This is a genomic window from Cobetia sp. D5 (genome assembly GCF_035666195.1).
In the GTDB taxonomy this organism is placed as follows: domain Bacteria; phylum Pseudomonadota; class Gammaproteobacteria; order Pseudomonadales; family Halomonadaceae; genus Cobetia; species Cobetia amphilecti.
On the sequence record NZ_CP142020.1, the window covers coordinates 3,165,212 to 3,191,491 of the forward strand.

General features: G+C 64.7%; 26 protein-coding genes and 2 riboswitches. Of the genes, 11 read left to right on the forward strand and 15 right to left on the reverse strand.

The features are described from left to right. Positions 1–34 precede the first annotated feature (34 nt). The 8 genes from U0O11_RS13215 to ftsB form a co-directional block, all read right to left on the reverse strand. A complete protein-coding gene (locus U0O11_RS13215; protein ID WP_225347112.1) occupies positions 35–1,288 on the reverse strand; it encodes a peptidoglycan DD-metalloendopeptidase family protein in 1,254 nt (417 codons plus the stop codon). Next, complete coding sequence (locus tag U0O11_RS13220) at positions 1,281–2,234, reverse strand: DUF368 domain-containing protein (RefSeq protein WP_225347113.1); 954 nt, start codon at positions 2,232–2,234, stop codon at positions 1,281–1,283. Before U0O11_RS13220 ends, U0O11_RS13215 begins: the two co-directional genes overlap by 8 nt. Beyond that, entirely contained in the window at positions 2,231–2,887 is a 657-nt protein-coding gene (locus tag U0O11_RS13225; RefSeq protein ID WP_225348164.1) for a protein-L-isoaspartate(D-aspartate) O-methyltransferase, read from the reverse strand. Before U0O11_RS13225 ends, U0O11_RS13220 begins: the two co-directional genes overlap by 4 nt. 184 nt (positions 2,888–3,071) lie before the next feature. Next, positions 3,072–3,818 carry a 5'/3'-nucleotidase SurE gene (surE, locus tag U0O11_RS13230; RefSeq protein ID WP_043331401.1) on the reverse strand — a complete coding sequence of 249 codons (747 nt, stop codon included), beginning with the start codon at positions 3,816–3,818 and terminating at the stop codon, positions 3,072–3,074. A gap of 51 nt (positions 3,819–3,869) precedes the next feature. Further along, positions 3,870–5,045, reverse strand: a complete 1,176-nt coding sequence (gene truD / locus U0O11_RS13235; RefSeq protein ID WP_318527663.1) for a tRNA pseudouridine(13) synthase TruD — start codon at positions 5,043–5,045, stop codon at positions 3,870–3,872. After that, on the reverse strand, positions 5,038–5,538 hold the full coding sequence (gene ispF / locus U0O11_RS13240) for a 2-C-methyl-D-erythritol 2,4-cyclodiphosphate synthase (RefSeq protein WP_276315245.1): 501 nt from the start codon (positions 5,536–5,538) through the stop codon (positions 5,038–5,040). The genes truD and ispF overlap by 8 nt, the downstream gene beginning before the upstream one ends. A gap of 91 nt (positions 5,539–5,629) precedes the next feature. Continuing rightward, positions 5,630–6,427, reverse strand: coding sequence for an IspD/TarI family cytidylyltransferase (locus U0O11_RS13245; RefSeq protein ID WP_225347114.1), 798 nt, complete (start codon positions 6,425–6,427; stop codon positions 5,630–5,632). After that, the gene (gene ftsB / locus U0O11_RS13250) at positions 6,424–6,828 is read right to left on the reverse strand and encodes a cell division protein FtsB (RefSeq protein ID WP_225347115.1); all 405 of its coding nucleotides are present in this window, start codon (positions 6,826–6,828) and stop codon (positions 6,424–6,426) included. Before ftsB ends, U0O11_RS13245 begins: the two co-directional genes overlap by 4 nt. Before the next feature lie 123 nt (positions 6,829–6,951). Between ftsB and U0O11_RS13255 the strand changes: the two genes are divergently transcribed. Beyond that, positions 6,952–7,263, forward strand: a complete 312-nt coding sequence (locus U0O11_RS13255) for an NGG1p interacting factor NIF3 (RefSeq protein WP_166018843.1) — start codon at positions 6,952–6,954, stop codon at positions 7,261–7,263. 52 nt (positions 7,264–7,315) lie between these two features. Here U0O11_RS13255 and U0O11_RS13260 read toward each other — a convergent pair whose 3' ends face one another. Beyond that, on the reverse strand, positions 7,316–7,900 hold the full coding sequence (locus U0O11_RS13260; RefSeq protein WP_054555560.1) for an NUDIX hydrolase: 585 nt from the start codon (positions 7,898–7,900) through the stop codon (positions 7,316–7,318). A 142-nt stretch (positions 7,901–8,042) separates the two neighbouring features. Here U0O11_RS13260 and U0O11_RS13265 point away from each other — a divergent pair, with 142 nt between their 5' ends. Both U0O11_RS13265 and U0O11_RS13270 read left to right on the forward strand, forming a co-directional pair. Next, positions 8,043–8,672, forward strand: a complete 630-nt coding sequence (locus U0O11_RS13265) for a CoA pyrophosphatase (protein ID WP_054555561.1) — start codon at positions 8,043–8,045, stop codon at positions 8,670–8,672. A gap of 161 nt (positions 8,673–8,833) precedes the next feature. Then, positions 8,834–9,499, forward strand: a complete 666-nt coding sequence (locus tag U0O11_RS13270) for a 2OG-Fe(II) oxygenase (RefSeq protein ID WP_225347116.1) — start codon at positions 8,834–8,836, stop codon at positions 9,497–9,499. Between the two features lie 56 nt (positions 9,500–9,555). Here U0O11_RS13270 and U0O11_RS13275 read toward each other — a convergent pair whose 3' ends face one another. Beyond that, positions 9,556–11,028 carry an MFS transporter gene (locus U0O11_RS13275; protein ID WP_279835515.1) on the reverse strand — a complete coding sequence of 491 codons (1,473 nt, stop codon included), beginning with the start codon at positions 11,026–11,028 and terminating at the stop codon, positions 9,556–9,558. Between the two features lie 247 nt (positions 11,029–11,275). Continuing rightward, positions 11,276–12,010 (reverse strand): class I SAM-dependent methyltransferase, encoded by a 735-nt coding sequence (locus tag U0O11_RS13280; RefSeq protein ID WP_225347118.1) that lies wholly within the window; start codon positions 12,008–12,010, stop codon positions 11,276–11,278. 331 nt (positions 12,011–12,341) lie between these two features. Here U0O11_RS13280 and U0O11_RS13285 point away from each other — a divergent pair, with 331 nt between their 5' ends. The 6 genes from U0O11_RS13285 to thiC all read left to right on the forward strand — a co-directional run bounded on the left by U0O11_RS13285 (position 12,342) and on the right by thiC (position 20,226). Next, entirely contained in the window at positions 12,342–13,376 is a 1,035-nt protein-coding gene (locus U0O11_RS13285; protein ID WP_303595229.1) for a lysophospholipid acyltransferase family protein, read from the forward strand. A gap of 70 nt (positions 13,377–13,446) precedes the next feature. Next, entirely contained in the window at positions 13,447–14,778 is a 1,332-nt protein-coding gene (locus U0O11_RS13290; protein ID WP_225347120.1) for a PQQ-dependent sugar dehydrogenase, read from the forward strand. A 517-nt stretch (positions 14,779–15,295) separates the two neighbouring features. Next, on the forward strand, positions 15,296–16,006 hold the full coding sequence (locus U0O11_RS13295) for a TIGR04283 family arsenosugar biosynthesis glycosyltransferase (protein ID WP_225347121.1): 711 nt from the start codon (positions 15,296–15,298) through the stop codon (positions 16,004–16,006). Continuing rightward, entirely contained in the window at positions 15,999–16,724 is a 726-nt protein-coding gene (locus U0O11_RS13300) for a TIGR04282 family arsenosugar biosynthesis glycosyltransferase (protein ID WP_225347122.1), read from the forward strand. The genes U0O11_RS13295 and U0O11_RS13300 overlap by 8 nt, the downstream gene beginning before the upstream one ends. Positions 16,725–16,859: 135 nt before the next feature. Further along, positions 16,860–16,986: riboswitch (TPP riboswitch) on the forward strand. Between the two features lie 146 nt (positions 16,987–17,132). Continuing rightward, on the forward strand, positions 17,133–17,792 hold the full coding sequence (tenA, locus tag U0O11_RS13305; RefSeq protein WP_324690449.1) for a thiaminase II: 660 nt from the start codon (positions 17,133–17,135) through the stop codon (positions 17,790–17,792). Between the two features lie 157 nt (positions 17,793–17,949). Beyond that, a riboswitch (TPP riboswitch) is annotated at positions 17,950–18,090 on the forward strand. A 126-nt stretch (positions 18,091–18,216) separates the two neighbouring features. Then, positions 18,217–20,226, forward strand: coding sequence for a phosphomethylpyrimidine synthase ThiC (thiC, locus tag U0O11_RS13310; RefSeq protein ID WP_225347123.1), 2,010 nt, complete (start codon positions 18,217–18,219; stop codon positions 20,224–20,226). A 129-nt stretch (positions 20,227–20,355) separates the two neighbouring features. Here thiC and U0O11_RS13315 read toward each other — a convergent pair whose 3' ends face one another. The 4 genes from U0O11_RS13315 to U0O11_RS13330 form a co-directional block, all read right to left on the reverse strand. Then, entirely contained in the window at positions 20,356–20,634 is a 279-nt protein-coding gene (locus U0O11_RS13315; protein WP_043331408.1) for a peptidylprolyl isomerase, read from the reverse strand. Between the two features lie 200 nt (positions 20,635–20,834). Next, a complete protein-coding gene (locus U0O11_RS13320) occupies positions 20,835–21,203 on the reverse strand; it encodes a phasin family protein (RefSeq protein WP_043331409.1) in 369 nt (122 codons plus the stop codon). A gap of 467 nt (positions 21,204–21,670) precedes the next feature. Then, entirely contained in the window at positions 21,671–22,966 is a 1,296-nt protein-coding gene (locus U0O11_RS13325) for a nuclease-related domain-containing protein (protein WP_225347124.1), read from the reverse strand. Between the two features lie 129 nt (positions 22,967–23,095). Then, positions 23,096–24,427 carry a GNAT family N-acetyltransferase gene (locus U0O11_RS13330; protein ID WP_225347125.1) on the reverse strand — a complete coding sequence of 444 codons (1,332 nt, stop codon included), beginning with the start codon at positions 24,425–24,427 and terminating at the stop codon, positions 23,096–23,098. Between the two features lie 103 nt (positions 24,428–24,530). Here U0O11_RS13330 and U0O11_RS13335 point away from each other — a divergent pair, with 103 nt between their 5' ends. Together U0O11_RS13335 and pncB are read left to right on the forward strand one after the other, a co-directional pair. Then, the gene (locus U0O11_RS13335) at positions 24,531–24,920 is read left to right on the forward strand and encodes a DUF4190 domain-containing protein (protein WP_225347126.1); all 390 of its coding nucleotides are present in this window, start codon (positions 24,531–24,533) and stop codon (positions 24,918–24,920) included. 170 nt (positions 24,921–25,090) lie between these two features. Beyond that, positions 25,091–26,263, forward strand: coding sequence for a nicotinate phosphoribosyltransferase (pncB, locus tag U0O11_RS13340; RefSeq protein ID WP_043331412.1), 1,173 nt, complete (start codon positions 25,091–25,093; stop codon positions 26,261–26,263). Positions 26,264–26,280 lie beyond the last annotated feature (17 nt).

Here is a 26,280-nt window from a genome sequence, read left to right on the forward strand (position 1 = left end):
TGCCAGGAACTTGTTGTTGTGGCAGCGGTGGGAATCAGCGTTTAGGCAGGAATTTCAGTGGGTCCTTGGGCTGCCCATCCTCGCGAATCTCGAAGTGCAGCTGCGCACGTTCAGCGTCAGTGGCTCCCAGAGTGGCGATGACCTGTCCGGCGTCGATCACATCGTTCTCTGATACACGCAGAGTGTCGTTGTGGGCGTAGGCGCTCAGATAGCGGTCGTTGTGCTTGAGAATGATGAGGTTACCGTAACCACGTACTCCGCTTCCGGCGTAGACCACGATTCCCGGCCCTGCTGCCTTGACAGGTTGCCCCTTTTGACCAGCGATATCAATGCCGCCGGTGACACTCTCGGACTCGCCGAACTTGCCGATGATCTCGCCTTGCGTAGGCCACTGCCAGTCAACGTTTTTTACCGGAACATAGGTCTTCTTGGCCGGTGCAGCCTTGGCGGTTTCGCCAGCGACATTGGTGCCCTTTTCAACCTTGGCAGCCTCATTTTTCACGCTAGCGGCCGCTTTCTCGCGCTCTGCTGCGGCGGCAGCGGCGGCTTGCTCGGCCTTTTCCTTGGCGGCCTTGCGCGCCTCGGCCTGGGCGGCGGCCGCACTGGCAGCTGCCTCGCTGGCCGTCTGACTGGCTGTCTGACTGGCCGAGCTACTGGCCTGCGCAGCACTGCTGCTGGCCTGCTCTGCGCTGTCAGTGGCTGAGTTGCGCGCCGTCTCGGCGAGTGCCTCTTCACTGCCTTCCTGGTAGACAGGCCCCAGCCCGGCAGCCGCCGCGGCGCCGGTGGCGGCCGAGGACACGCCACCCGAGCCAGTCGTCAGCGACTGGGCCTGGCTGGTGCGCTGTTGCTGCTGAGCCATGGCGGATTCATCCGGTGCCAGCCAGTCAGGCAGTTCGCTGCCGCCGGCGATCGAACCATCACTGCCCCCGCCCATCGGCGTGGCAACAACGCCACCGCTCGAGGCGACGCTCGTGCCGGAAGCGCCCGCCGCACTGGCCGGCAGCTGGGTGTTGGGGTTCAGACGCAGCGTCTGCCCCGGCTGCAGGGTGTAGGGCGGATTCAAGCCGTTCATGCGCGCCACATCCCGGAAATCCTGGCCACTCTGCCAGGAGATGCCATACAGGGTGTCACCGCGCTGAACGGTATAGGTGTCGGAGGTGATACGCGCATTGCCGGCGTTGAGGTCCTGAACCTGCGGGCGAGTGGTCGCCGTGCTGCAGGCTGTCAGCGCACCCAGCGCCAGACCTGCCAACGTCAGTTTGATTCCCTTGTCCATCCTGTCACGCATGTTCCTGCTCCTTGCGGGAATTGCTGGAGTCGTCATCCGGGCCGGAGCGCTCTCCGGCAAACCAGACAAGCAATACGCCGGCCAGCATCAGGGCGAGTGCCGCCCACAGCTGGGCAGGCTCACCGGTCACACTGGTATAGGTATCCGGCATCATGAAGTGGTAATCCAGCGGAACCTGTTCACCCTTGGGTCCCAGACGATAATCGGTGATGGTGCGCCACGGCCACAATACCGGCAGCGAGCCGAGAATGAAGCCCGTCAGCAGCATCAGTGTCGCGGTGTGATGATGACGAAACAACCACGACAACAAACGCGAGAAGGTGAACAGCCCGATGGCGCAGCCGCTGCCGAACAGCATGATCAGCTGCAGATCGAAGCTCTTGATGCCAGTCATCACCGTGCCGTAGAGGCCCATGGTCAGCAACAGGAAGCTGCCGGAGACACCCGGCAGCAGCATGGCACTGATGGCGATGGCACCGCCGACCACCAGCACCCAGGAGGCATCGGTGGCGGCGGGCAACAGGCTGGGCAACTTGCTGGCCAGCACCAGCCCCAGCGCCAACCACACCAGATAGCCCATCCGGAAGGTGGTGATACGCCGCGCGACCACCACCCCGGAACACACCACCAGCCCGAAGAAGAAGGCGTTGAGCAGCAGCGGCTGCGCCTCCATCAACCAGGTCACCACATGCGCCACGCTGATCAGGCTGGCGAAGATGCCAGCGACCAGCGGCAGCAGAAAGGCCAGATTCAAATGCTGCCACAGCGCCTTGAAGCCCTGCTCACGCCATACGCCGATGGCGGAGGGGCCGAAGCGCTTGATGGACTCGATCAATTCTTCATAGATGCCGGTCACGAAGGCAATCGTGCCGCCTGATACCCCGGGCACGGCATCCGCCGCCCCCATGCCAGCGCCCTTGAAGAACACGCTCAAAGCTCGTTTCACCTGATCACTCCCTCGAGCAACGGCACGAAGCGCACGGCCTCGAACCGCTGAATATCCTGAGTGTCGCCGACGTGGCGCACTCGTGTCAGCCACTGACGATCACTGTCGTCCTCGGCCAATGGCACGATCATCACCCCCTGCGGGGCCAACTGCTTCAACAACGCCTGCGGCAGATGCGGTGCGCAGGCGGTCACCACGATCAGATCAAATGCCGAGTCATCGTCCTGCCAGCCATGCCCACCATCGGCATGGCGCAACGCGACATTGTCGAGTCCGAACCAGCCAAGGCGTTGAGCGGCCCTGGCATGCAGCACGGCGATGCGCTCGAGCGAAGACACCCGAGCGAACAGGCGCGCCAGCAGCAATGTCTGATAACCCGAACCGGTGCCGACCTCCAGCACCCGACACTCCTCGCGCGGGCGCGGCGCTTGCGCCAGGGCAAGCTCCGTCATGCGGGCGTGCATGTAAGGCTGGGACAGGGTCTGCCCCTGCCCCAGCGGCAGCGCGGTATCTTCATAGGCACGGTGCGCCAGCGCCTCATCGAGAAACAGGTGGCGCGGCTCACTGGCCATCAGCTCCAGCACCCGCTCATCGCGAATGCCGGCATCCTCCAGGCGCGCCACCATGCGGTCTCGCGTGCGCTGGGACGTCATGCCGATACCGCTCAGCTGCGCCGTGTCCGGTCGCCTGAGATGCAAGGGCCCGGCGATTCCCGCTGCGCTGTCTGACTGCGCAAGCGGGAAAGCGTTCTGATACACGTCCTTCATGGTCTTGATTCATATCCTTCGAACGAGGACTTCACAGCGAAATCTTGAGCCTTGGCTGGCGCTACGTCGCTCAGGTCAGCGCCTCGAGCCACTGCGCCACATCGTGACGCGCCCCGTGGGAGGTGAGATCCGTCATCAACGGCGTGATGGACACATAGCCTGCCGCGATGGCGGCGAAGTCGGTGTCATCGCCATCATCGATGCCATCGCCGGCCAGCGCGATCCAGTAGCGGGTACGGCCACGCGGGTCCTTGACCTCGATCGGGGCGCCCGCCGGGCCACGGTGGCCCTGACGCGTGACGCGAAAACCACGAATCTCGCTCCACGGCACATCCGGCACATTGACGTTGAGCAATGAGCGCGGCGGCAATGCCAGGGTCTCGGCCGCGCCGACGAGGCTCGCCGCCACGCGTCCAGCGGTCTCGAAGTGGGTCTTGCCGCACAGTGACATCGCGATCGCCGACATGCCCAGCGAGCGCCCTTCCATCGCCGCGGCCACGGTGCCGGAATACAGCACGTCATCGCCCAGGTTGGCACCATGGTTGATGCCGGAAATCACGATGTCAGGCTTCTCGTCCCAGACCCCATTGACGCCCAGGTAGACACAATCCGCGGGCGTGCCGTCGACGCTGTAGAAGCCGTTCTCCATCGCGGACAGCAACAACGGCCGACTCAGCGTCAGCGAGTTGCTGGCCCCTGAGCGGTCACGGTCCGGCGCGACCACACGAATGCGTGCCTGCCCGGCCAGCGCGTCATGCAGCGCCTTGAGCCCCGGAGCGTGCACGCCATCATCATTGGAAAGCAGAATCCTGCGCATCATCTCACTCCTTTGCGAATCATCGGATAGTCGTCATATCGCCTGACGGCACTACAGCAGCGGATGGGCGATCAGCTCACGCAACAGGCCCGTCGCGAAGCTGCCGCGCGGTAGATCGAAGTGCAGCCAGACACTGGCCTCGCCACCTTCGGTTTTTGCCTGCTCTGGCGTGATATCCCACTCCAGACGCGGCTTGCCGGGCATCAGGCGCAGCGGACGACGCTCCGCCTTGACGCCGGCCTTCTCGAGCCCCTCGCACAGCTGCGGCCAACGCGTGGCCAGGACCTGCTCGAGCTGGGCGACCTGCGCATGAGCCTCCGCCCGTCCGGTGCCCCACAGCGGGCCAGTGGGATGAATATCGCCACTCGCCAGGCGCTGCGCCAGCGTCTCGGCCGACTCGCTGCCATCGGTGACGAAGCGCGAGCCCGTCCCGTTGAGCGCAAACACCTCACCGCTCAACGCCGTCGCCCAGCAATGCGCCTTGAGGCGCGCAGCCAGCACCTCGTTGAACAGGAAGCTGCGCGCGGTCGACAGCAGCATGCCGCTGCGGTCATCACGCTTGCGCCAGCCACGCACCAGCACGGCACGTGCCCGGCCGAGATTATGTCCCTGATGCCCGAAGCGCTGCGGCCCGAAATAGTTGGGCACACCATCACGTATCAGCGTCTGCCAGCGCGCCTCGAACTCGGGATGCGCGACGGCCTCACCACTGACACGCAGCGCGAAGCGGTTGCCGCGATGCACGCCACGCTTGAGCTTGCGCGGATGACGCACGCTGGCCAGCACGCGGACGCCCTTCTCGGCCAGCGCATCGCTGAGATCCTGCGGCGCTTCACGCCCCGGCAACCACACGGAGACCCACTGCTGGGTGATCGCCTGCTTGTCCTTGAGACCGGCCACGCCGATATCACGCGACGCGACCTCACACAGGCCGGCCAGTTCACGGCACAGCTCATCGGTGGTCAGGCCACGTTTCTCGACCCACAGCCACTGATGCTCGCCGTGACCTTCGGGCACGAAGTCCATCAGCTCGGTGACCCGGAAGTCCTCCGGCGTGTGACGGAAGTCGCCGGCTCCCAGCGGGCCGCCATGCGCATGCGGCCAGCGCTGCATCAACTCGGCTTCCTTGACCCACGCCTCGCTGCCCGCGGCGTCCAACGCCGTCAGCGCCTCGGCAAACAGCGCATCCGCCTCGGGCGACTCAGACATGTCATTCACTTCAGACATGCTCGGCTCCGACCGCGGTCGGCAGCGCGCCCAGCAGCACCACCGCCTCGGCGGCGATGCCTTCCTTGCGACCGGTGAAACCGAGCCGCTCGGTGGTGGTGGCCTTGACGTTGACGACCGCCAGCGGCACGCGCAGGTCTTCGGCGATCACTTCCCGCATCGCCTGGATGTGCGGCGCCATCTTCGGCGCCTGCGCCATCACGGTGAGATCGACATTGCCGACCCCGAAACCGGCGGCATTGACCAGCCCGATCACGTGGCGCAGCAGGCCACGGCTATCGGCGCCGGACCACTCGCTGTCGGTGTCCGGGAAATGCTTGCCGATATCGCCCATGCCACAGGCACCGAGCAGCGCATCGCACAGCGCATGCAGCAGCACGTCACCGTCGGAGTGCGCCACGAAGCCATGCTCGTAGGCGATCTTCACGCCACCGATCATCAGGTGATCGCCATCGCCGAAGCGATGCACATCGAAGCCGTGGCCGATGCGCAGGGCCATCGGCACATGGCCAGCCTGCGGGGAAGAGGTCGCGGATTGCGCAGAGGAAGTGGCAGCAGCGGGTGTTGCAGATTGCTCAGTCATGTCAGGCAGATGTCCGGGGGCTATCGGGAAGCGCCTCGCGCGCGGCCAGCAGCAGGCGCGCCATGGCGAGGTCTTCCGGATGGGTGATCTTGAGATTGTCGCGGGCGGCGGCGACCAGCACGGGGGCACGGCCACAGGCCTCCAGTGCCGAGGCCTCGTCCGTGATAAGCGCGGGGTTATCCCCAAGCGCTTCACGCAGCGCCCGCCGCAACAGGCCCAGCGGGAAGGCCTGCGGCGTGAAGGCATGCCACAGGCCGACGCGGGATTCGGTGTGCGCGATGCTCGGCGCGCGCTCTTTATCGCCATCGCCATCGCCATGCGGGCGGGAGTCGCCGGCCGGCGCGGCGCGCTTCATGGTGTCACTGGCGGGGGCCGCGAGGATGGCGCCATCGGCACTGCGACGAGCGGTCGCCACCAGCGCATGGATATCGGCTTCGCGAACGCAGGGGCGCGCGACATCGTGCACCAGCACGAGGTCATCGTCATGGGCGTGGCGGCTCAGGCAATCCAGGCCTGCCAGCACGCTGTCGGCACGCTCGCTGCCGCCATCGGCGCGCAGCCAGTCCTGCCACGGCACCATCGATGGCGAGAAATAGCCATCGTCGGCGCCCAGCACCAGACAGAGTCCTGCCTCGGGCAGCGCGCGCTTGAGTGTCGCCAGCGTCGCCTCCAGCACGCAGCCCCCGGGCGACAGCTCCAGATACTGCTTGGGGCGGTCGGCCTGCATGCGACTGCCCACGCCGGCGGCCGGCACCAGATACCACAGACGGGGCTCGCGCGAGGCGTCTGTCGGCATCATGGCGTGATCACCTTGGGCAGCCCGCCTTCCAGGCCCTTGCCCTCCAGCGCACCGTCAGCCACTTCATCGGGTGATGGCGCCTTGCGTTCCGGCACCGCGACATTGGGCACCCACAGGAACTGCTCGTCCTTGCGCACCATGCCGAGGTCATTGCGTGCACGCTCCTCGATGGCCGCCAGACCATTCTTGAGGTCGACCACTTCCGCACCGAGCCGCTGATTGCGGTTGTCCAGCACCGCATCTTCCTTGGAAAGCTGCTGCACGCGTGCGCGAATATCGAATAATTCGGTGATGCCATTTTCGCCCCACCACAGCCGATACTGGAGCAGTGCCAGCAGCAGCAGCAGTGAGATATTGATCCATTTGAGCATGGCGATGTCCTTGGCCGTTGCAGCGCGCATTATGCCATCATCCGGGAGCGTGACGCAGGCACTGCCAGCATCCGTTGCCACGCTTGACGCACCCCTGTCGATCAGGGCCACCTGATGACAGCGCCCTCTCACCCTTCTGCCAGGAGTCATCCGATGTACAAGCTTGCGTTCTTCGTCCCGGAGAATGACGCCGAACACGTCAAGGAAGCCGTCTTTGCCACCGGTGCAGGGCGCATCGGCGACTACGAGGCCTGCTGCTTCGAGACACGCGGCACCGGCCAGTTTCGGCCACTGGCCAGCGCCAATCCGCATATCGGGACCTGCGGCACGCTGGAGCGCGTCGCCGAACTGAAGATAGAGCTGGTATGTGACGATTCGCTCATCGCCGCTGCCGTGGCGGCGCTGCGCGACGCCCACCCCTATGAAGAAGTCGCCTTCGATTGCTGGCGACTGGAAACGTTCTGACCCCGCGCACCCCGAAGAGCGAGGCACGCGAGGTCAGCATTGGCCAGACGATCTAGCTCGCGGGCAGGAAGGTGGTGTTGAAGAAGTGCTCGCGGGTTTCCAGGTCGATCTGCTCGAGATGCAGCGGGAAATGCTCGTCACCCTCGCCGTGGCGGCGGTCCTCGAAGTAGCGGCGCAGGGTCACTTCCATGGTCGGGAAGGCCAGTGACTGCCAGGGGACCTCCTCCTCGGCGAACAGCGCCACCTCGAGGCTCTCGACGCCGGCCGAGTAGTCACTGATCAGCTCGGCCCGAAACAGCATGTAGACCTGATTGATATGCGGCAGGTCGATCAACGTATAGAGCCCCTGCAGCTTGACCTCGGCGCCGGCTTCTTCTCGCGTCTCGCGGGCAGCGGCGTCGCTGGTGGTCTCGGCGTTCTCCATGAAGCCGGCCGGCAGGGTCCAATAACCCAGGCGTGGCTCGATGGCACGCCGACAGAGCAGCACCTTGCCGTCCCGCACCGGCAGGGTGCCCGCGATGATGCGCGGATTCTGATAATGGATGGTGCCGCAGCTATCACACAGGTAGCGCAGACGATCATCGCCCTGCGGCACTGCCAGACGCACCGTTTCACCACAGTGACTGCAATAATTCATTCGCTCTCCCATGAAATCTCAAGGCGCCCTTCAGTGACATCCCGTCTCCGCTTCCTCGTTGCGCGGTGGGGCCAGCGGCATGGCAGTCGCCTTGACCGCCAGGACCCTCGCGCCACATGATGAATGCCTACGAGGAAACGACATGCTAGAAGCCCTGCGCCAACGCCTGCAAGCACATCAACCCCTTGCGACTGACCACCAGCTACCACGCGCCGCCGTCCTGATCGCGCTGATCGATCGGCCCGAACCGACGCTGCTGCTGACGCGGCGTGCCAGCCATCTCAGCCAGCACCCCGGCCAGGTGGCCTTCCCCGGCGGCAAGGCCGAACCCGATGATAGCAATCTGTTGGCCACCGCGCTGCGCGAAGCCGAGGAAGAGGTCGCGCTGCCGCCCAGCGCCGTGGAGGTCTTCGGCCAGCTGAGCGACGTGATTTCCCTGCACGGCATGCGCGTCACGCCCTTTGTCGGACGCATTCCCGCCGACCTGCCGCTGCGCGCAGACCCCGGCGAGATCGAGCAGATCTTCGAGATGCCGCTGAGCATGTTGCTCAAGGACGAGCGCGAGCATACCGATGTGATCACCGTCGGTGACGAGACCTGGTACGTGCCCAGCTATCGCGTGGCCGACCAGGTGCTGTGGGGGCTGTCCTCGATGATGCTGGTCGAACTGATGGCCATCGGCTTCGGCCATGCTGTGAGTCTCAAGGCAGCGCCACCGCCTGGTGCCCCGCTGCGCCATCTGCCGCCGCGCCCCGTGCCGCCTCGGCCCTGAAGCTCAAGATCCTGAACTCCTGAGTTACTGAGCTCCTGCACCAGACAAGGTGCGTTCCCGCCTAACGGCTCGTCATTGCCCCGACGATATTGCACCGACAATGGCACTGGACTATAACTCCTCGCCCACGATGCCACGCCACTTCCCGTTCGGAGCGCCTGATGCCCGCTGCACCTGCACCCGCCCCACTGCTGGACCCTGTCGCACTCAACCTGCTGATCGATGAACTGGTCGAGCATGGCTACAGCGTGCGCCCCGACTTCCTGCCGCGCCAGGTCATTCGTCAGCTCAATGATGAACTGACGGAGCTTGAGACGCGGCAGCAACTGACGGCGGCGGGTATCGGGCGCGGGCGCGAGCATGATCTGCGCCCGGACATCCGCGGCGACGCGATTCGCTGGCTGGACCGCAATTCGCGTGCCCAGCGCGCCTATCTGGAAGCGATGAACGTGCTCAAGGATGAGCTCAACCGTGCCCTCTATCTGGGGCTGTTCGAGTATGAGGCCCACTTTGCCCACTATCCGGTCGGCAGCTTCTACAAGAAGCATCTCGACAGCTTTCGCGGCCGCGGCAATCGCCTGATCTCCAGCGTGCTCTATCTCAATGAGGACTGGCCGCGCGATGGCGGCGGCGAGATCGTGCTCTACGACCCCGAGGATGACAGCCGCGAAATGGCACGCGTCACCCCCGAGGCCGGCACCTTCGTGTGCTTCCTCTCCGAGCAGATCCCCCATGAGGTACTACCGACGCATCAGGCGCGCGCCAGTGTCACCGGCTGGTTCCGGCGCAACAGCTCACAGGGCAATCTGGTCGATCCCGCACGCTGATTCCCGGGCGGGAAGGCCCGGCCAGACAGGTCTGGACAGCACCGCACCAGCGGCCCTCAGTCGCGCGCCAGCGGCGAATCATCGCGTGGCGGCACTTGGCGCTGCGCGTCCTGCAATGATTGCTCGTCAGTCAGGGCCTGCTCGTCGTGCAGCGCCTGCTCCTCCTTGACCTCGATCTCCTCGAGGCTGTCCAGCGAGGCATCCGTGATCAGCTCCGGCATGTCAGCGACCAGCTCACGCGTGACCTCGACCAGCGGGTCATCGGCCTCGGCGTCACGCAGGTGCTCCTCGGCGGCCTCGACCAGTTCAGGCCCGACCGCAAGCTCGGTGCCCAGCGGCGTCTGCGGGGCATGGGTCTCGAAGGGTGCCAACGGCTGCGGCGCCGGACGCATCACGCGTCGCCAGACGAAGAAGAGCAGCATGCCGCCCCCCATCACCGCCAGACTCAGTGCCATGCCGGGCATCGCGCCCATCTCGGCCATCGGCAGCGATACCGCCGGCGGTGACAGGGTCGACCCCACCGCGTTGATCAACAGCAGGCCCTGACTCATGCGCACCAGGGCGCCGGCGGGCGCACGGTCGGCGGCGTGGCTGACCGCCACCGGATAGAGGGTGAAGGCGGCACCGCCGAGCAGGAACAGCACCGTCAGCTGGGCGATGCCCTCGCGCGCCGGCCCCATCAGCAAGGCGGCGAAGCCGACGATGGCGACCGACAGGATGATCAGCACCTGCTGGCGATCGTGGCTGTCAGACCAGCGGCCGATGGGGTACTGCAGCAGCATGCCGCCGAGAATCACCAGCGCCATGCGCTGACCGATCTCCGCGGTGCTCAAGGTGCCGCCATCGCCCAGCGCCAGAGGCAGCAGACTGTAGATGACCGCCACCACCAGCCCCGAGGCCAGACAACCGAACACGCCCGTCGGCGTGATGCGAATCAGGCGCCACGGACTCAAGGGCTCGGACTGTTCGATCAGCGGCGAGACGCGCGGCAGCAGCACCAGCGGCAATACCGAGGCCGCCGCCAGCATCGCCACCAGCATGAAGGCCGCCTCGAGGCTCAGCATGGCGGTCACGCCCAGCAGCAGCTGACCGAGCACCCCAGCGCCGTAGAGCACGATCATGTAGAGCGCCAGCAGACGCCCGCGCACGGCGGGGTCGGCGGCGCTCAGCAGCCAGCTCTCGATGACCAGATACACCCCGACCAGCGACCAGCCGATCATCATGCGCAGCAGGAACCACACCACCGGGTGATCGCCCAGCCCCATGGCCAGCGCCGCGACCGCCACCAGCGAGGCGAAGCCGGCATAGGCGCGGATATGACCGATGCGCAGCAGCAGGCGGTCGTTGACCAGCGCGCCGAGCCCGAGGCCCAGATAGTAGGCCGAGCTGATCAGGCCGATCGCCTCGCTCGAGACGCCGGCGGCAGACAGCCGCAACGGGACCAGCGAGGTTAGCATGGCGTTACCGATCCCCAGCAAGGCAAGGCCGAGCAGGGGCGCAAGGGACATCAACAGCAGATGACGGGGCATGACCAGATCCTCGGCCGGCCGCCAGTCAGCGATCAGCCAATGCCGCAAGGTGCGGATATCGTCGGGAGGGGGAATTTGCCCTGCGAGAATACGTCAAGGCGCGGGCAATATAGTGACAGTCCGCGCCAAATCCAAGCCTTTTTGCGTCATTTGGCGACAATATCGTCTTGGGTGTCGCTGCGCGCTGTCCTGCGCTCTATCCATGCCCTGTCCCGCGCCCTGTCCCATGCCCTGCCCCGCGCTCTTGTCAGGCGGGTTGGGGCACGCGGAAGATGACGCTGTCGTTGGCGACCTGCTCAAGCTCGAGTCCGTGCGTGCGCGCAAGCCAGGCAAAGGTCGCCGGGCTGAACAGGCACACATGCGTCGGATCACGCAGGTAGTGCCAGCGCCTGAGCGCCTCCGGATCATCCGAGGCGGGCTGCGTCATCACCCCCAGCAGGCCGCCGGGCCTGAGGCAACGCAACCACTGGCGGAAGACCTCGCCCGGCGCGTAGAGATGCTCGATCACCTCGGTGCTGACGATGAAGTCATGCTGGCGGGTGAGCGCTGACGGGTTCGGATGATAATAGAGGTCGTGCAGCGCCATCGGATGGCCCGCCTCCTCGAACATCTGCGCCAGGGCAGGCCCTGGCCCACAGCCGAAATCGAGCCCGCGGGCCCCGGCCGCGAGCCGCTCGCACATCGGCGTGAAGAGCTTGGCCAGGAAGCTTCGATAGCGCGGGTCTGCCGGGTCGTTCTCGTGCTGGTCGTAGATGTCCTGCTCTGCCCTGGCATCCAGGCGCTGGGATGGCGCCAGATACAGCAGATGACATTCCGGGCAGCGCAGGTAATCGCGCTCGTCGGCGGGCGGTCGCTGACCGGTCTCGGGGCATGGCCTGCGTCGCTGTACCAGGTGCAGTACATGCTGGCTCTGGGACGCCTCACACAGCGGGCAGACAGTATCTGAAGGCGGATAGGGAACGGGGGAATCAGGGGCTGACATCAGGGCTCCGCGGCAAGGGACACTGGCGATGAGGATCGACGTCACCACACGACTGGCGGTGACAACTCGCCGCCACGCGCGACACCACGGCGGCAGGGGTGATTCCGCAGCAGGTGAACGTATCGAAGGTGGCGACTGTCTGAGTGCTGAATGATACCCCGCGCCAGTGTCTGGCGCCTGCCACGATGGAGCCTGCAGGCACCGCCCCCCTCTGGCACAATGAGCATCATTCGAGTGCGGCACCGCGACACCTGACGATGTCACGGCGCCTGCCTTCGCGTCAGACAGGCGCGATCTTTCACGCCAGACCACCGGAACTTCACGTGTGACGATGGACAAGACTCTCAAGCGGTTCGAACAGGCCATGGAACAGCGCCTGACTCCTCTCAAGGCCAACTCCGTGGCCTGTCTGTGGCAACGACTGTCCGGGCTCAGCACCCGCCAGCTCTGGTGGCTGGCGCGCCCGTTGGCGCGTGTGGTGCAGCTGTGCAATCCCCGCGAGCGCCGGGTCACGCGCCAGAATCTGGGCCAGGCCTTCCCGCAGCTCGACAGCCAGGCGCGCGCGCGTCTGGCGAGCGACAGCCTCGCGCATTCCACCGCCACCATGCTGGAACTGGGCAAGGTGTGGCTGGGCGATGAAGACGCCGTGCGCGATTCGATTCTCGAGGTCCACGGCCGCAACCTGCTCGACGAGGCGCGCGCCGAGGGGCGCGGCGTCATCGTGCTGGCGCCACACTTCGGCAACTGGGAAGTGCTAAATTTCTGGCTCTCCAGCCACTTCCCGTTCACCGCCATGTACGAGCCGCCCAAGTTCGAACGCCTCGACCCGATCATCCGCAATGGCCGTGAGCGCATGGGTGCGAGCCTGGTGCCCACCAACTCGCGTGGCGTCGCTGCCTTGCTCAAGGCACTCAAGCGCGCCGAAGCGATCGGCATACTGCCGGATCAGGAGCCGGGCCGTGGCAGCGGCGTCTTCGCCGACTTCTATGGCCGCCCCGCCTATACCGCCACCCTGCTGCCCAAGCTGGTGGCGAGAACCGATGCCCGCGTCGTCACCGGTGTCGCCCAGCGTCTGGAAGATGGCCATGGCTTCGCCATCCACTTCCTCGCTGCGGATGAGGGAGTCTATTGCGAAGAGGAAGTCGCCTCGGCACGCGGGGTGAATGCCTCGGTGGAAGCGGCGATCGCCTTGGCGCCGGCCCAGTATCAGTGGGAATACAAGCGCTGGCGCAAGAGCCCGCAGGAAATGGAGCAACAACCGGGCTGGCAGGAAGCCCGCTTCTACGCGCGCACCTATTCCTTCTTCTCGCTCAAGGGCTGGCGCCGCTATTTCAAGCATCGCCGCAAGGCCAGCAAGCGCGGCTGAGGGCAACACTGGCGGATCAAGCCATCAGCTCCCAGACTGAATGCGCATGGCTCAATGACAGGAGGCAAGGATGCCGATCGAGACTCACACCGCTCACCTCACAAGCTCATCGCCCCGGCGCCCCTCCTTGCCCCGGGCAGTATCGACACGCCTGCCGGCAAGTCTGGCGACACGCCTGGTCGCAAGTGCCGCGGCGGCCTGTCTCGCATTGTCTCTGCCTGCCCAGGCAGAGGCAGAGACAGAGGCCGCTTCCTCGCTGTCGCTGGTGAGCGCTCAGCAAGTGCCCAGTGATGCCCCTGCGCTCAAGCTGCCTGAGGGCGCCACGCTCGAGCGGCTGGCCTCGCTCGACAGTCCACGCATGCTGCACCTCACTGATGCTGGCGAACTGCTGATCGGCTCGCGGGCCGAGCGTGTCTATCGCGCTCAGCTGACGCCGGACGGCAGCCTCCCTGCCGTGAAGACGCTGGTCGAACTGTCGGGCTACCCTCACTCGCTGGTGGTGCGTGGTGACAAGCTCTATGTCGCGACCACTGCAGCCTTGCTGGTCGCCGACTATTCACCCGGCGAGTCTCTCACCCGCGATGACTTTCGTGAGCTGATCGCCCTGCCCGGCGGCGGTGGCCATAACTCGCGCACCTTGAGTCTCGGGCCGGATGGTGGCCTCTATCTGGCGCTGGGCATCCAGGGCAATTGCTCGAATCAATACCTCGCAGGCAGCGAGCAGGGCTACTCCTTCAGTGAACGCCGCGGCGGCGTGCTGCGCCTTGAGGAATCCGGCGATGCGCCGCACTGGCAGCCCTGGGCCAGCGGGCTACGCAACCCGGTAGGCCTCGCCTGGCAGCCAGGTAGGGAAGATGAGCCGCGTCTGCTGGCTACCAACAACGGCCCCGACCACTGGGGCTATGAGCAACCCCGCGAACTGGTGGTTGCTGCCCGCGAAGGCAGCTTCCATGGCATGCCCTGGTATCAGTGGGTCGATGGCCGCTGGCAGGCGGATGACTGCATCACGAGCGATTCACCGCGTGAGCGTGACGAGATTGCGCCGCCGCTGGCCGAGATCCCCGCTCGCAGTGCACCGATGGGAATCGCGGTGGTAACGCCAGAGCATCCATTGGCGGCAGACATGGATGTCGTGGTGGCAGTCCACGGCAGCTGGGGCACGGCGCCCTCCGGCAACGCCGCGGGTGACCCGGCCAGCCGCCGTGAGCCTCGCCTGCTGGGCCTCAAGCTGGCGACGCCAGACACTGAAGCACGCCTGGTGCCAGTGCTGACCGGCCTGCAGGACAGCAGCAGCGGTCAGCGCTGGATTCGCCCGCTCGATGTTCTGTTCGGCCCTGATGGCAGCCTGTACTTCACCTCGGATAGCGGCGCGGCTGGCCTCTATCGCCTCACCTTCGATTGATGGCCTGACCTCCAGCAGAACGGGCTTTTGATAATCGAGGCCCTGGCCCTTATTCACGCGCTCTCTCCAAGCCCTCTTGTCCAAGCACTCTCTTCAGGCTCTCTTTCCAGGAGCTGCTTGGCAGAGGGCCTATGGAGAGGGCCTATAAATAGGGCCGATGAATGCAGCGCTTGCCTGCTACAGATACTGAAAACCTGCCTTGCATGCCCCGCCTGCGAATTACAGGAATGTAGTCCTGTGCCCTCGCATGCACCCAATGGCCAGCTAGGCATTGTGTGGCCATGGAGCGACACTGGGTCGACGCCAAGCGTTTATTGAACGATGACGCGCTGATAGAGCCTATCTCGCCCGTGCATCCAGCCTACGAACTCCTGCGTATGATCCAACGAATACGCCATCGTCGGAGCCTGCCGCCATGAACCAGCAGCCACCCCCAGCATCACGGACGTCCGCCAGCCGGGACTCCCTGTCGAGCACATGCACGCACCTGACGCGCGCTCCCTGGCTGAGCATCGTGATGCCGGTGCATGACGAGGCAGCCGGCATCGTGCAAACCCTGATTGCCCTGAGTCGCCTGCGCGCGGGGGGTGACTGTGAAGTGATCGTGGTGGATGGTGGCTCGACGGATGGCACCCCCTCACTGGCCCGACCGCTGTGTGATGCCGTGCTGAGCAGTGAGCCGGGCCGGGCACGCCAGATGAATGCCGGAGCCGCGCGTGCACGCGGAGAATGGCTGCTGTTTCTGCATGCCGATACCGACTTGCCCGACAATGCGCTGGCATTGCTCAAGGAGGCCATCACGACGCATCGCCGCAGCGACTGGGGCCGCTTCGATGTCAGCATCAAGGGCGAGTCGCCGTGGTTACCGATGATCGCCGCCATGATGAATCTGCGCTCGCGGCTGACCAGCATCAGCACGGGCGACCAGACCCAGTTCGTGAAGCGCTCGACCTTCGAGGCCATCGGCGGCTTTGCCGACATGCCACTGATGGAAGATATCTGGCTGAGTGCCCATCTCAAGCATCTGACCCCGCCAATGAACCTGACCGCGCGTGTCACGACCAGCGGTCGACGCTGGGAGACCCACGGCGTCTGGCGCACCATCGTCAAGATGTGGGGACTGCGGCTGGCGGCCTGGTGTGGCGTCTCCCCTGCACGCCTGGCACGCCTTTACGGCTATCGCGCCGCGGCGCAGGCCTGTGAGCAGCGCGGCATGCCACATGCGTGATGCGGTGTTGCCTACCTTGCCCACCGCTGATGCCGCGTCAGAGGTGCGCCCGACTCTCATCATCTTCGGTCGCCTGCCCATCGCCGGCCACTGCAAGACACGCCTGATCCCCGCACTCGGCCCCGAGGGCGCAGCTCGACTCTATGCGCGGATGCTGAGCCATATCGTTGACCACGCCTGCGCCGCGCGCCTCGGCAAGGTCGTGGTGATGCTGACGCCCTCTGCCGAGCCGTCGAGTCAGGCACCTGAACAGGCGGCTCTGCGGGCAGCGCTGGAAGCCCGGCTGCGAAGCGTTGTCGATGCCACTGCCGACCTCACCTTCGAGGCACAGCCGCAGGGGGAGCTCGGTGAGCGAATGTCCCGGGCCATGGCCCGACATCTGCCCGAGGGGCCGGTGTTGCTGATGGGCTCCGACCTGCCAGCGCTGGATAGCCAGCGGCTGCGCGAGGCAGCCCACAGACTGCGCACTCACGACGCGGTGCTGCAGCCCACCGACGATGGTGGCTATGGCTTGATCGGCCTCAAGGCGCCCTGCCCGCAAGCCTTCCTGCTGCCCCACTGGAGCCATGCCCATGTCTGCCGGGACACTCTGGCGCTGCTGGCCCGGGCGGGGAGAACGGCCGCTTGCCTGCCGACCAGCTGGGATGTCGATGAGCCGCGTGACCTTGCGCGACTGTCGCGCCACCTGCCGGCACTCATGGCCGACCTTGCCGCTTGAGACTTTCCATAAATAAGCCCGCTTGAGGCTCATCACAGGTTCGGCATGCCTCCCAAAGTCGTATGCATTTTTGCTCACACTGCCCTTCTTCTACGCCGCAGGGCTGTTACACTCGCTGCATCGTGACTCACATGTCACAGCTTGACGGGGTGCCGGTAAGACCGGCTGAGATGTCATGCGCAGGCAACGTCCTTGCGTGAATGACGATCCCGCCGAACCTGATCCGGCTAGTACCGGCGTAGGGATCAAGCGCGAAGCGATGCCACTCGATATCGTCACCACTTTCTCACGGTGACTGTCGGCACCTCCCCCGCTTTTCCCCTGCTCCTGTTCCGGTACTGGCCACGCTTGCGCCAGAGACCTGCCGCCCCATTACGGGTCGTCAGCACGCTCACCGAGGGATGCGTCATGCCTAGTTTCAACGACCTGACCAGTGCCTGCGCCGAGGAATGGCGTGACTATCTCGAGCACGACTTCGTTCGCCAGCTGGGCGAAGGTCGTCTGCCGGAGGAGTCCTTCCGCCATTACCTGCAGCAGGACTACCTGTTCCTGATCCACTTCGCGCGTGCCTGGGCGCTGGCCGCCTACAAGAGCCGCACCCTCGCGGAGCTGCGTCAGGCCACGGCCAGTCTCGACACCATCCTCAATACCGAGCTCGATCTGCATATCGGCTACTGCAGCGAGTGGGGCATCAGCGAGGATGACCTGAGCGAGCTGCCGGAATCCCGCGCCACCCTGGCCTATACCCGTTACGTGCTCGATTGCGGCCAGCGCGGCGACCTGCTCGATCTGCACGTGGCGCTCGCGCCCTGCCTGATCGGCTACGGCGAGATCGCCGAGTGGCTGCTCGATCAGGACACCACCGAGATCGAGAACAACCCATACGCGGACTGGATCGCGATGTACTCAAGCGATGACTTCAAGGAAGCCGTCGAAGCCGAGCGCGAATGGCTGGATGCGCGCCTCTCGGAGGCCTCGGAGCGCCGACTGGGTGAGCTGGTCGATGTCTTCCGGGACGCCACGCGACTCGAGATCGACTTCTGGCAGATGGGCCTCGATCGCGCTTGAGTCATCACAGACTGACGTCCCGGCACTCGCCATGAGCCGCTCGGGATGACGCCATCCCCATGGATGGCACGACTGACAGGCCAACAGAGCCTGGATGCGAGAATGCTCCCCGTGGCAAGCCTGACGCTTCGGGCAACACCCTCGCATTGAAATCTGCACACGCTTGACGGGGTGCCGGTGGAACCGGCTGAGATCCTGCATGCATGCTTCGCCGCCCTGACGCGCGAGCTTGCCAGCAAGGGGTCCCGTGGAACCTGAACCGGTTAGGACCGGCGTAGGAATCAAGCTGATGGCCAGCCGCTGCGCGCGGCCGCCTCGCTCCCGGGCCACCTGCTGGCAAGGAGTCGGCGACGACCATCCTCTCCCTGCGCACGGTCTTCCCATGATGACGTCAGCCGTGACGTCGCCCTTTGAGGAGACCTGCATGAGCACTGCCCCGACGACACAAGACCCGCAAGCCACCAACGCCGCCGAGTCACCGCTCGCCTCGCAGCCTGAGGCTGCCCCCAAGGCACGCGCGCGCGCCGGTCGCAAGGATGGCAGCCGCCATCTCGCCAGCGAAGCACGAGTCGACGCCGCCGCCATCGCGCCGCTGAGCGGCTCGCGCAAGATCTATATCGAAGGCTCCCGTCCGGACATCCGCGTGCCCATGCGCGAGATCGGCTGCTCGCCGACCCAGACCTCCAGCGGCCTGGAAGAGAACCCGCCGATCGTCGTCTACGATACCTCCGGCCCCTACACCGATCCGGCGGTCGAGATCGACATCCGCCGGGGCCTGGCGCCGCTGCGCGAGAAGTGGATCGAGGAACGCGGTGATACCGAACAGCTCAATCAGCTGAGCAGTGAATATGGTCGCGTGCGCCAGGCCGACCTGCGCCTGTCGTCCCTGCGCTTCGAGCTGGACCACCGCCCGCGTCGTGCCCTGCCGGGCAAGAATGTCACCCAGCTGCACTACGCGCGCCAGGGCATCATCACCCCGGAGATGGAATACATCGCGATTCGCGAGAATCAGCGTCGTATCGCGCTGCGTGAGGAATATCAGGGCAGCGAATCCGTCGAGAGCATTCTGGGCCACCAGCACCCGGGCCACAGCTTCGGCGCCAACCTGCCCGACGAGATCACCGCCGAATTCGTGCGTGAGGAAGTCGCATGCGGCCGCGCCATCATTCCCGCCAACATCAATCACCCGGAAAGCGAGCCGATGATCATCGGCCGCAACTTCCTGGTGAAGGTCAACGGCAACCTGGGCAACTCGGCGGTCACCTCCTCCATCGAGGAAGAGGTCGACAAAATGACCTGGGCGATCCGCTGGGGTTCCGACACCGTGATGGACCTCTCGACCGGCGCCAACATCCACGAGACCCGTGAATGGATTCTGCGCAACTCTCCCGTGCCCATCGGCACGGTGCCGATCTATCAGGCGCTGGAGAAGGTCGATGGCGTGGCCGAGAACCTCGATTGGGAGATCTTCCGCGACACGCTGATCGAGCAGGCCGAGCAAGGCGTCGACTATTTCACCATCCACGCCGGCGTCCTGCTGCGCTATGTGCCGCTGACCGCCAGCCGCGTGACCGGCATCGTCTCGCGCGGCGGCTCGATCATGGCCAAGTGGTGTCTGGCACATCACGAGGAAAGCTTCCTCTATCGTCACTTCGAGGACATCTGCGAGATCTGCAAGGCCTACGACATCAGCCTGTCACTGGGCGATGGCCTGCGCCCGGGCTCGGTGGCCGATGCCAATGACGCCGCCCAGTTCGGTGAGCTCGAGACGCTTGGCGAGCTGACCAAGATCGCCTGGCAGCACGATGTCCAGGTCATGATCGAGGGCCCGGGTCACGTGCCGATGCACCTGATCAAGGAGAACATGGACAAGCAGCTCAGCGAGTGTGACGAGGCGCCCTTCTACACCCTCGGCCCGCTGACCACCGACATCGCCCCGGGCTACGACCACATCACCTCCGGCATTGGTGCCGCGATGATCGGCTGGTTCGGCTGCGCCATGCTCTGCTACGTGACCCCCAAGGAGCACCTGGGCTTGCCCAACAAGGACGACGTCAAGACCGGCATCATCACCTACAAGATCGCCGCGCATGCCGCCGATCTGGCCAAGGGCCACCCGGGCGCGCAACGCCGTGACAATGCGCTCTCCAAGGCACGCTTCGAGTTCCGCTGGGAAGACCAGTTCAATCTGGGCCTGGACCCGGACACCGCGCGCAGCTTCCACGACGAGACGCTGCCCAAGGACTCGGCCAAGGTCGCCCACTTCTGCTCCATGTGCGGGCCGAAGTTCTGCTCGATGAAGATCACCCAGGAAGTGCGCGATTACGCCAATGAGCATGGTCTGACCGGCGATGCCGACAGCGTGATGGCCGGCATGCAGGAGCAGGCCGACAAGTTCAAGCGTGAAGGCAGCCAGCTCTATCAGGAGGTCTAGCCAAGTGCCTGACGCACAGGAAGGCTGACATTCCGAGCGACACAAAAAACGCCCCGACCAGTGATGGTCGGGGCGTTTTCGTCACATCCTGCCACACGCTCATGACATCTCATGAGCGTGACAGAAGGCTCACGTGCGGCTGGTGACTTCCAGCAGGTGATAACCGAACTGGGTCTTCACCGGGCCCTGCACGGTGTTGATCGGGGCGCTGAACACGACTTCGTCGAATTCCTTGACCATCATGCCCGGGCCGAAGGCACCCAGGTCGCCGCCACTGCGGCCGGACGGGCAGGAGGAGTGCTCGCGAGCGGCATCAGCGAAATCGCGGCCGTTCTCGATTTCGGTCTTGAGAGCTGCACACTGTTCTTCGCTGGAAACGAGAATATGACGCGCTGTGGCCTGTGCCATGTCTATCACCTGTCACTGATCGAATAAATGCCGCCGGCAATCACCGGCGGCGTGGCAGGTCATTGTGGCCCAAGGCAGCGCTCGCCGCTAGCGTCGCGCGCCTCCCCACCTGCTCAGCGATATCCCAGACACGCGAACGCCCACCCGGAAGACCGGATGGGCGTTGGGGACGCTCGCCTGAGAGCGTCGGCAGCAGTCGCTTACTTGGCGACTTTCTGCATGGCCTCGGAGGCGGACTTGGCGTTGCTTTCTGCCAGTTCCTGACCTTTCTTGGCGTATTCCTGGTTCAGCTCGACCACTTTCTGGGTGTCGTTCTGCAGCTTCTCGCCCAGAGTCTTGACGGTTTCCTGCTGCTCCTTGACGAAGTTCTTCAGACCTTCGCTGTCCTTGATCTCGAGCATGGAACGCGCCTGGGTCAGGGAAGCATCAGCATAGGACTTGGTCAGTTCCATCTGTGCGCCGATCAGCTTCTCGCTGTAATCGATGCTCAGGGCGCTGAACGCACGCAGCGGAGACAGGAACATATCGTCGAACTGCTGAGCGGACTTCTCGAAGTTGGCATTGAACATGTAGGCACCCTCCAGGGTATTGGCATCACGCTGAAATGAACCGGAGCGTTGCTCCGTTCGGTTATCAGGACTGAACCGGGCTGGTGCACCGTAGTGACCGAGCCATCATTATCAAGCCGTCACTATCGAGCCGTCGCGGTCAGATAGTGCTATCGACCAGGTTCCATCCTCGCTGCAACGCAGCATAAGACAGTCTTTGTTGCACTGCAACATCAAAAACATCGCAACGACTGATCTGTACGCCCTGGTTGATGCAGTGGCTTGATTGCACTGGAGAAAAACAATCAGAAGTTGAAAAGAAAATTGACGCCTTGGGGCCCCGTCATGCCACACACCACGCCCTGGAACGCCAGACTGGGCCAAAGTGCTGGGCCATAGGGCTGGGAGGATAAAGGGCTAGGACAGAGGGCTGAGGCAGAAGCCCGAAGCTGAAAGCCTGAACTTGAGGATAGCGCCGTGCTGCTGCCTCACTGGCATGAGGCGTCGCGACAGCGTTTGCAGAGCAGGCGCCCGCCCAGCGCGCGTGCCTGATCTGCCTGGCGACAGAAGTCGACACTCTGGGTGGAAAGCCATCGCCGACAGCCCTGACAGCGCGGCAAGCCTTCCTCATCCTGCGACTGGGCGGAAGACGCGCCTTGCTGATTGTCGGCCGCAGCACCCGGCTGCTCGCCTGCCGCCTGCGGGCTAGCGGGGCCTTCTCGGCCATCCTGATCCAGAGCCTGGTGCCCGGGCTGCCAATGCGCGGCCTGCAGCCCTCGGCCCCCAAAACCGCACTGCCGTTTCAGGGCAGCCGTAGATGTCACGCCACGCTGGACCGCCAGCGTCGTGTCATCCGACGCCCCTTCCATGTCATCGGACTCTGCCGCCATGGCAGCGCTATCGCCTGAGGCCCGCGCCAGTTCTTCAGGCGATAGCGGCGGTTGCCATAGATAGGCCAGCGGGGATACCTGAGTGGCAGCGTCGCCATCCGTCGCGCGCGTGCCAGCGGCCAGGCCCAGCTCCGCCACCCAATCCGTGTTGGGGGCCACATGCTGGGTGGCGATGGCGCGCCCCAGCTGGCGCAGGCGGCGCTGATCGAGGCGGTGGGTAAAACTGCGCAGCCGTGTCACGTAAGCGGTCTTGCCGCTCACCTGCAGGCACTGACGCTTGAGGCGCGCGAAGGACAGCAGCGCACGACTGTCCACGATATCTTCCGGCGGCCGGCTGACCTGAGCCGCATCGGCCACCACGATGCGATAGCGCAATTGCGGCTGCAGGGTCATCCCCAGGCGCACAGGCAACAACGAGGAGGCCTCCAGCCATTGCACGATGGCGCGGCTACGCTCAGGGATCGCCTGCAAGGGACACGGCGTCACGGCATGCGCCATGACGCCATCTTCGCCTGAGGGTGTCTCGCCGCCCTGCGCGACTCGTCCGCTATGGGCCAACAGCTCACCGAAGGGGGTGATCGAGAGCGTCAGATCAAAACAGGAGGCATCCAGCACCCAGACCTGCATGAGGCTGTTGATCAGCAGGTGATCGATCTCGATCACGCCCTCTGCCTGCGCCAGCCGCACATCATGCAGCACGACCCAATCATCCCGCGTCCCCAACAAGGCATCCAGCTGGCTTGCCAGCGCACGGCGACGCGCCTGACGGGCACGTATCGCACGCAGGGCCTCCAGCACCTTGTGGCGCTCGGGCGCGGCAAGCGCAGCATCCTGCGCCAGCACCTCGAGCACCAGCAGGTCGTATTCCCGTGAATCGCAGTCCTTGATCAGCATGGGCGCCTCTGGATTAGAGCATTCATATATAACTCAGTGTAGTGCTCTATTCGCAATCTTTCTTGCCTCTGACTCCGCGGGAGAATCCGCCAGCGGATAGCGGATGACAGTGAAGAAGGCTGAGGGTCATCACTCCTGCGCTGTCTGAGGCGCGGCCTCCCGGTAGGGCAGCATTGCCGTCACCTGCTGACGCGCCTTGCTGAGCCAACGTGCCTCCTCCTCGACCGCCTCTGCCACCGCCTCCTGAAGCCCGGGATGCATCAGCCAATGCAGCGACCCGGTGGCATACGCCGCGAAACCGCGACTGATCTTGTGCTCACCCTGGGTGCCGGGATCGAAGCGCTTGAGCCCTCGCTGCAGGCAGAATTCGAGCCCCTGGTAATAGCAGACCTCGAAGTGCAGACAGTCGGCATGGACTTCGCTGCCCCACCAACGACCATACAGGCAATCACTGCCGATCAGACACAAGGCTGCCGCCACCGGCGCGCCCTGCTCATCTCGCGCCTGCACCAGCAGCAATCGCTCGGGCATGCTGCGCCTGAGCTGCTGGAAGAAATCGAGCGGCAGATAAGGGCGCTGGCCGCGCTCGAGATAGGTCATGCAGTAGCAGCGGTAGAAGGCCTCGATATCGTCAGAGCCAATCTGCGCTCCCTCGAGCCTGGCCAGCGTGAAGCCTTGCTCGGCGACCTTGCGCCGCTCGCGCCGGATCTCCTTGCGCCGTTTGGAACGCAGACTCTCAAGCCAGGTGGCAAAGTCCGGCTCGCCGCGTGACTGCCAGTGATATTGCATCCCGGGACGCGAAATCAGCTCCGGAATCGCCGCCTGCCAGTCTTGCCGCTCCTCTGCCGAGACAAACAGCAGATGAAACCCGCTGTGCTCATAACGACGTAGCGCGCTACCCGGCTCAGCCGCGGGTGCGATGCCAGCCTTGAGATGCGGCCATAACCACTCAAGCAAGGCACGCCGGGCTGCGGGCGACGCCAACTGTGGCGAGGTGACAAGGCGTGGGCCATCGCTGGGAGTGAACGGCACGGCAGTCAACTGCTTGGGATAATAGCGCCCACCCGCCTGCTCCAGGGCCTCCGCCCACTGCTGGTCGAACACATATTCGCCACGCGAGTGCAGCTTGAGATAGCGCAGCAGCCCCGCCAGCAAGCGGCCGTCGGCGTCGCGCACTACCAGATGGGCAGGATGCCAACCACTGCCGGCGCTGGCCGCACCGCAGCTTTCCAGCGCGCTCAGATAGGCATGTTGCAGGAAGGGATAGTCATCGCCTGCCAGCGCATTCCATTCACTGGCGGTGAGGGCGTCGAGGGAATCCAGCACCTCCAGGCGCCAGCCCTGTTTCTCTGCGGTACCTGCGGCGCTCGCAGCCTGCTGCTGGCCTGTTGCCGACCCTGTCGCCGCCTGAGCCGCCGACCCTGTCGCAGCCTCATCCTCTGCCTGCCATTGCCCTGTCACCGTACTCTCCTCATAGTCTTGCCATGCCTACCACTGGTGCAGACATGCCGCACAACCCAGGACATGCTAGTGTGTCGTCATGATGCAGGACAACGAGACCCACATGACAGAGACTCCCACGCCGCCCGACGATACGTCCACGAGCGGCTCACAGCCCCAGGGGCGCGCTCAAGAGTCCTCGCAAGGGCCCTCTCAAGGGCCTTATGCGCCGACCCCGCCCGCGCAGGACACCCACGCCAGCACGAATCTCATGGCAGTGGCCGCCTTTGCCCTGAGCGTGCTCGGCTGCCTGCTCGCGCCTGCGGCACTCGGCGGCGTCGTGTGTGGCCACATTGCGCGCAGCCAGATCCGCCGCAGTGGCGAAGCCGGTGACAGCTGGGCCCTGGCCGGACTGATTCTCGGCTACCTGCTGATCGCCCTATCGCTGGCCGGCCTGCTGATGTTCGGCGGCATGATGCTGACCATGTTCGGCATAATGGCATTCAGCACCTGACCAGCGCCTGACCAGCGCCTAGGCACTCCGGCTTGAACGTGCAGCGCGCCTGCACGGATAATGCGTCGACATTGCTTCCCCGTGCCAGCGGGGCATGCCTGCCTCTCGCAGCGTCTGCCCTGCCAGCGATTCCGGTTCCCCCGAGCCGCCTTGATACTGAGCGAGCCTCGATGTTGTACTCGATTCTCGATAATGATTTCTACAAGTTCACCATGCAGAACGCCGTGGTGAAACTGTTTCCGTATGCGCGCGCTCGCTACGCCTTCATCAACCGTGGCGAGCATTCGTTCCCGCCGGGGTTCGGCGAGGCCTTGCGCATCGCGGTAGACAACATGGCCGAACTGGCATTGAGCGTGGAAGAGAAATCCTTCCTCGAGCTTCACTGCCCCTTCCTGGACCCGACCTACCGCGACTTCCTGGCGGGCTTCCGCTTCGATCCCTCCGAAATCACCATCACCCAGACCGGTGATGAGCTGGAGGTGCATATCGAAGGCTACTGGTATCGCACCATCCTGTGGGAAGTCCCGCTGATGGCGATGATCAGCGAGCTCTGGTATCAGCTGGGCGGAGATCAACGCGACAGCGATCAGGCCCTGCGCGACAGCACCCTGGCCAAGATCGAGCACTACAAGCGTCTCGGCATCCGCGTGGCGGAATTCGGCACTCGTCGTCGTCACTCCTACGATGTGCACGACAAGGTGGTCGCGGGTCTCAAGGACCACGGCCGCGGCTGCTTCATCGGCACCAGCAACGTGCACATGGCACAGCGCCACGGCATCAAGCCGATCGGCACGCACGCCCATGAGTGGTTCATGTTTCATGCCGCGCGCTTCGGCTTCAAGATGGCCAACATCCTGGCGCTGGAGAACTGGGTCAAGGTCTATCGCGGTGACCTGGGGATCGCCCTGTCTGACACCTTCACCAGCCAGGCCTTCTTCAAGAGCTTCGACAAGAAGTTCGCCAAGCTGTTTGACGGCGTGCGCCACGACAGTGGTGACCCCATCGACTTCGCCGAGACCACCATCCGTCACTATGAGTCACTGGGCATCGACCCCAAGACCAAGACCATCGTGTTCTCCGATGGTCTGGACACCGACAAGGTCGATCGCATCGTGCGCTATTGCGCCGGACGTATCGGCATGTCGTTCGGTATCGGCACCAACTTCACCAATGATGTCGGCCCGCAGCCGATGAACATGGTGATCAAGATGACCGAAGCCCGTCCCGAGGGCCAGGAGTGGGTGCCGGTGATCAAGCTGTCCGATGTCTCGAGCAAACACACCGGCGACCCCGACATGATTCGTCTGGCGCACCAGGTGCTGTCACTCAAGGAGCTGGATTGAAGCGCACGCTCAGCGAT